Source organism: Achromobacter sp. UBA5777, assembly GCF_002418565.1.
Classification (GTDB): domain Bacteria; phylum Pseudomonadota; class Gammaproteobacteria; order Burkholderiales; family Burkholderiaceae_B; genus Achromobacter; species Achromobacter animicus.
Window position 1 is genome coordinate 1 of sequence record NZ_DIEJ01000248.1, and the last position, 5,877, is coordinate 5,877.

Annotated in this window: 6 protein-coding genes and 1 pseudogene; 4 read left to right on the forward strand and 3 right to left on the reverse strand. The window is 68.3% G+C overall.

Going from position 1 to position 5,877, the window contains the following annotated elements; genetic code table 11:
* The 4 genes and pseudogenes from B3446_RS21275 to B3446_RS21290 form a co-directional block, all read left to right on the forward strand.
* A pseudogene (locus B3446_RS21275) lies at positions 1 to 496 on the forward strand (ABC transporter ATP-binding protein); the annotation flags it as partial.
* A 45-nt stretch (positions 497 to 541) separates the two neighbouring features.
* Positions 542 to 1,615 carry an ABC transporter permease gene (locus B3446_RS21280; RefSeq protein WP_191578365.1) on the forward strand — a complete coding sequence of 358 codons (1,074 nt, stop codon included), beginning with the start codon at positions 542 to 544 and terminating at the stop codon, positions 1,613 to 1,615.
* 10 nt (positions 1,616 to 1,625) lie between these two features.
* Positions 1,626 to 2,576, forward strand: a complete 951-nt coding sequence (locus B3446_RS21285) for an ABC transporter permease (protein WP_056565907.1) — start codon at positions 1,626 to 1,628, stop codon at positions 2,574 to 2,576.
* A 61-nt stretch (positions 2,577 to 2,637) separates the two neighbouring features.
* Positions 2,638 to 3,918 carry an amidohydrolase family protein gene (locus B3446_RS21290; protein ID WP_291384753.1) on the forward strand — a complete coding sequence of 427 codons (1,281 nt, stop codon included), beginning with the start codon at positions 2,638 to 2,640 and terminating at the stop codon, positions 3,916 to 3,918.
* On the opposite strand, the gene B3446_RS21295 is transcribed toward B3446_RS21290, so the two are convergent.
* From B3446_RS21295 to B3446_RS21305, 3 genes are all read right to left on the reverse strand, one after another.
* Positions 3,893 to 4,279, reverse strand: a complete 387-nt coding sequence (locus B3446_RS21295) for a RidA family protein (RefSeq protein ID WP_175136975.1) — start codon at positions 4,277 to 4,279, stop codon at positions 3,893 to 3,895. The genes B3446_RS21290 and B3446_RS21295 overlap by 26 nt on opposite strands.
* Positions 4,276 to 5,439 (reverse strand): NAD(P)/FAD-dependent oxidoreductase, encoded by a 1,164-nt coding sequence (locus B3446_RS21300; protein ID WP_291384755.1) that lies wholly within the window; start codon positions 5,437 to 5,439, stop codon positions 4,276 to 4,278. The genes B3446_RS21295 and B3446_RS21300 overlap by 4 nt, the downstream gene beginning before the upstream one ends.
* A 12-nt stretch (positions 5,440 to 5,451) precedes the next feature.
* A partial coding sequence (locus tag B3446_RS21305; protein ID WP_291384757.1) for a (2Fe-2S)-binding protein occupies positions 5,452 to 5,877 on the reverse strand: 426 nt, incomplete at its 5' end.

The following is a 5,877-nucleotide window of genomic DNA, read 5'->3' on the forward strand; positions in this document are numbered from 1 at the left end:
GGAAGACCGCCACGGCGAAGGCATGATCGGCGACAGCCCCTTGTGGGAAAACGCCATCGTGGAAGACCTGAAGGACAAGCGCTTCGCCCGTCACGGCCTGATCCGCGCCCGCGCGGGCAAGGCCTACGCGGCCTCGCTGGCCAAGCAGTTCGACGTGCGCGCCGCGTCGCTGGACGTGCGCACGCGCAGCCTGTCGGGCGGCAACATGCAGAAGCTGATCCTGGGCCGCACGCTGGCGCGCGAGCCGCGCTTCATCGTGGCCGACCAACCCACCTGGGGCCTGGACATCGGCGCGGTCGCCTACGTGCGCGAGCAACTCCTTGCCGCCCGCGCACGCGGCGCCGGCGTGCTGCTGGTGTCCGAAGACCTGGAAGAGATCTTCGCCCTGGCCGACCGCATCGCCGTGCTGTGCGGCGGCAAGCTGGTCGCGATCAAGCCGGTGGCCGAGTGGACGCCCGCCACCGTCGGCCTGGCCATGACGGGAACCCGGGCATGACGGGTTGCACCGTCACGCCCGGCTTTCTTCACTATTGAGCATCCCATGAAACTGATCCTGGAACGCCGCCCCGAGCCCAGCCGCCTTGCGCTGGCGCTTGCGCCCATCGCGGCCATCCTCTTCACGCTGGCGGTCTGCACGCTGCTGGTGGCCTGGGCCGGCGCCCCCGTCGGCCGCACTTACGCGCTGCTGTTCGAAGGCGCGTTCGGCACCCGCTTCGCACTGTCCGAGACCCTGACCCGCGCCACCCCGCTGATGCTGACCGGCCTGGCCTGTGCCGTGGCGTTCCGCGCGCGCTTCTACAACATCGGCGCCGAGGGCCAGCTGTATCTGGGCGCCCTGGCGGCCGTGGCCGTGGGCGGCCTGCACGGCGGCACGGGTTTCGATCTGCCGATGCCGGTGCTGTTCGGCGGCATGATGCTGGCGGCCGCGTTGGCCGGCGCCTTGCTGCTGCTGATTCCCGCCATCCTGAAAACCCGCCTGGGCGTCGACGAGGTGGTGACCACGCTGCTCGGCAACTTCATCGTGCTGCTGTTCGTGTCGATGATGCTGGACGGCCCGATGAAGGATCCGATGGCGATGGGCTGGCCGCAATCGGTGGCGCTAAACGGCGACCTGGAACTGGGCAAGCTCATCGAACGCACGCGCGCCCACACGGGCCTGTTGTGGGCCGCCGGCCTGGCGCTGGGCCTGTGGCTGCTGAACCGCTACACCGTCTTCGGTTTCCAGATGCGCGCGGTGGGCGCCAACGCACACGCGTCGCGCTTCCTGGGCCTTCCGGTGAACCGCGTGATGCTCGGCACCGCCATGCTGTCCGGCGCGCTGGCGGGTCTGGCCGGCGCCATTGAAGTGGCGGGCCGCACCAGCTACGTCACGCTGGATATGTCGCCGGGCTACGGCTACACGGGTGTCGTCGTTGCCATGCTGGCCGGCCTGCATCCGCTGGGCGTGATCCTGGCCAGCGTTTTCGTTGCCGGCATGCTGGTGGGCGCCGACAGCATGAGCCGCGCCATCGCCGTGCCCAACTACATCGCCGACGTCATCGTCGCCACCTCGTTGCTCGCCATGCTGGTCGCGACGCTATTCGCGCAGTACCGCCTGCGCCGCAACAAGGCTTGAGGAGCACGCCATGGAATGGATGGATCTGATGAGTTCCTCGGCCTTCTGGGTGGCCGTGCTGCGCCTGGCCACGCCGCTGATACTGGGCACGCTGGGCGTGCTGCTGTGCGAGCGCGCCGGGGTGCTGAACCTGGGCATCGAAGGCATCATGGTGGCCGGCGCCTTCACGGGCTGGCTGGTCGTCTACCTGGGCGCGCCGCTGTACGTGGGCGTGCTGGCGGCCGCGCTGGCCGGCGCCGTGTTCGGCCTGCTGCACGCGGTGCTGACAGTTCCGCTGGGCCTGTCGCAGCACGTGTCGGGCCTGGGCGTGACGCTGCTTGCGACCAGCGTGAGTTACTTCGCTTACCGCGTCACGTTCCCCAGCGTGTCCACGCCGCCGACCATCACGCCGTTTGCCGAAATGAAGTTCCTGGACGGCATTCCGCTGATCGGCCCCGTGCTGGCCGGGCAGACGCCGATGACGCTGATCGCGCTCGCCGCGGTGCCGATTCTTGCATGGGTGCTGAACCGCACCCCCGTGGGACTGGCCGTGCGCATGGTGGGCGAGAACCCCGCCGCCGCCGAAGGCCAGGGCCTGTCCGTGACGCGCCTGCGCATCGGCGCTATCGTGGCCGGATCGGCGCTGATGGGCGTGGCGGGCAGCTTTCTGACGCTGGCCGCGTTCAATGCGTTCTTCTTCAACATGGTCAACGGCCGCGGCTGGGTCTGCGTGGCGCTGGTGGTGTTTGCGTCGTGGCGACCGGGCAAGGCGCTGCTGGGAGCGCTGATCTTCGCCTTTTTCGATGCGCTGCAGTTGCGTCTGCAGCAGGGCGGCGCGGCGCTGCCGGGCCTGCCCGAACTGCCGTATCAGGTGTACCTGATGCTGCCTTATATCCTGTCCATCCTGGCCCTGGTGTTCATGGCGCGCCGCGCCGCCTACCCGCAGGCCTTGATGAAGCCCTATCGGAAGGGTGAACGGTGATCCCCTCCGAGGCGCTGCGCGACAGGGATGCAGCAACTGAATGTTTTCGCAAGGAAATCGCATGCTCGATCTGATCATCAAGAACTGCACGCTGCCCGACGGCCGCAAGAACATCGACATCGGCGTGGCCGACGGCCGCATCGCCGCGTTGGAGCCGGCGCTGAAGGCCGAGGCCGCGCAGACCGTGGACGCCGCTGGCCAGCTGGTGACCTCGCCCTTTGTCGACGCGCACTTCCACATGGATTCCACGCTGTCCTTCGGGCTGCCGCGCGTGAACCAGTCTGGCACGCTGCTCGAAGGCATCGCGCTGTGGGGCGAGCTCAAACCCCTGCTGACGCAGGAAGCGCTGGTGGAACGCGCACTCGCCTATTGCGACTGGGCCGTGGCGCGCGGGCTGCTGGCGATCCGCTCGCATGTGGACGTCTGTGATCCGCGCCTCCTCGCGACGGAAGCGCTGCTGCACGTGCGCGAGAAGGTCAAACCCTACCTGGACCTGCAACTCGTTGCCTTCCCGCAGGACGGCGTGCTGCGCGCCCCCGGCGCACTGGACAACCTGAAGCGCGCGCTGGACATGGGCGTGGACGCGGTGGGCGGCATTCCGCACTTCGAACGCACCATGCAGGACGGCGCCGAATCCGTGCGCATCCTGTGCGAACTGGCGGCCGAGCGCGGCCTGCGCGTGGACATGCACTGCGACGAAAGCGACGACCCGCTGTCGCGCCACATCGAGACGCTGGCGTATCACACGCAACGCCTGGGCCTGCACGGCCGCGTGACGGGGTCGCACCTGACGTCCATGCACTCGATGGACAACTACTACGTGTCCAAGCTGATCCCGCTGATCCGGGAAGCGGGCGTCTCCGCGATTGCGAATCCGCTCATCAACATCACGCTGCAGGGCCGCCACGACACGTATCCCAAGCGCCGCGGCATGACGCGCGTGCCCGAACTGATGGCGGCGGGCGTGCCGGTCGCCTTCGGCCACGACTGCGTGATGGACCCGTGGTACAGCCTGGGTTCCGGCGACATGCTGGAAGTTGCGCACATGGGCCTGCACGTCGGCCAGATGACGGGCCAGGACGCCATGCGCGCCTGTTTTGAAGCGGTCACCACCACGCCCGCCAAGATTCTTGGCCTGGACGAGACGGGCCTGGAAGTCGGCAAGCGCGCCGACCTGGTGCTGCTGCAGGCGCGCGACGCCGTCGAGGCCTTGCGCCTGCGCGCCACGCGCCTGATGGTGCTGCGCGCCGGCAAGGTGGTGGCGACCACGCCGCCGGCCACCGCCACGCTGAACCTGCCGGGCCGTCCCGGCGAAGTCAGCTTTCAGACGTCGGCCCGCTGACATAAGCCGGCCGCGCGGCGGCCGTCACGATGATCTCCACCAGCAGATCAGGCGAGGCCAGCTTGGCCTCGCACGTGGCTCGGGTGGGCATTGCCTTCGGCAGCGCCCATTCCGCCCACACGGCATTCATGCCGGCAAAGTCGCGTTCTATGTCCTTGAGCCAGATCTGCACTGTCAACAGGCGCGACTTGTCGGTGCCCGCCTGCTTCAGATAGCCGTCGATCTTGGCCAGCACGTCGCGCGTCTGCGCGGCGATGCCGCCTTCCGCATTCGAGGTCACGCCCGCCACGTACACGGTGTCGCCGTGAATCACGATGCGCGACAGGCGCTCGTTCGTTTCCTTGCGCACGATATCGTTCATTGGTGTTGCTCCTTGGTGGATGAGCCGGATGCCTTGCCGGCATCCGAGAAACGTTCGATCCGGAATGGCGCGATCGGCATGTCCGTCGCGCCGGTCGTGATCAGGTCGGCCATGATGCGGCCGACGATGGGTCCGAGCTCAAAGCCGTGGGCCGAAAAGCCAAACGCATGGAAGGCCGTCTCGTGCCGGCTGCTACGGCCAATCACGGGAATCTCGTCGGGCATGGCCGCTTCGATTCCCGCCCAGCCGCGGTTCACGATCGCATCGCGCATGTGCGGGAACAGGTCGACCACCGTGCGCGCGCCTTCGGCCAGCGAGCGGAAATCCAGCTCGGTCCATTCGGCATCGCGGTCCACCCACGCGCGCCGGCCACCCCCGATCAGCACGGTGCCGTTAGTGCGCTGCTTGAACGACAGCGCGCGGCCAGTGCCCAGCACCACGGGATCCAGGAAGTGATCCATGCGCAGCGTGACGAGCATCATGGGACTGATGGGCAATAGCGGCACCGGCTCGCCCCATTGCGCGGCGATCCGGTCGGCCCACGCGCCGGCGCAATTCAACACCTGCGGCGCGGTGTACACGCCGGCGTCCGTCTCCACACGCCATTGGCCGTCGTGCCGCGCCACGCTCTGCACGCGCACGCCTTCCAGAAACTGCGCGCCAAGACTAGCGGCCTTCATGCGAAAGGCGAGGGTCGTGCGATAGGGATCGGCCGCCGCGTCCTCGCGCGCGATCAGGCCGCCTTGCACCGTGGGCGCAATCGCAGGAATCAGATCCAGCAGTTCTTCGCGACTTATCCACTGCTCGTGCGTGTAGCCATGGTCCGTCATGGTCTTGAGCCGCGCGCGCAGCGTTTCCGCATCCGCCGCATTCTCGGCAACACGCACCTGCCCGTGCTGCTCGAAGCCGCAGTCGTCGTCCACCAGCTCGCCGATGCGATACCAGAGCTCGCGCGAGGCCAGCGCCAGCGGCACCTCGGCCAGATGGCGCGACAGCGTGCGCACGCCGCCCGCGTTGACGCCGGAGGCATGGCGTCCCACGTAGTTCTTTTCGATGACCAGCGCGCGCACGCCGGCGCGGGCCAGATGCAACGCGGCCGAGCTGCCGTGCAGCCCGCCGCCGATGATGATGACTTCAGCCGCCCGCGTTTGAACGGTCATGGCGTCCACCCGTCATTTCTTCAGGCGGACGACGGCCTGACGCGAATCGTCGGTCTGGGGCAATGAAGCCAGCTCGCCCAGCGTGAGCGGCTTGGTCGGAAAACGCAGCCGGTAGTAGCCCACTTCCTCGGTCGGCACGCCACGTTCCTCGGCGATGATCTCGGCCACCGTCAGGCCGCAGAAGCGGCCCTGGCACGGGCCCATGCCGCAGCGCAGGAAGGCCTTCATCTGATTCGGCCCGCTGCAGCCCAGCTTGACGGTTTCGCGCACCTGCGCGGCGGTGACTTCCTCGCAGCGGCACACGATGGTGTCGCCGGTGGGGCGGCGGAATGCCTCGGGCGCCTTGTAGAGCGTGTCGAAGAACTCGCGGCCCCGCACGGCGCGGGCCAGCGCCTCGCGCGGCGTGGCGGCCTCGCTGTCGCGCTTGCGCGCGTCGAT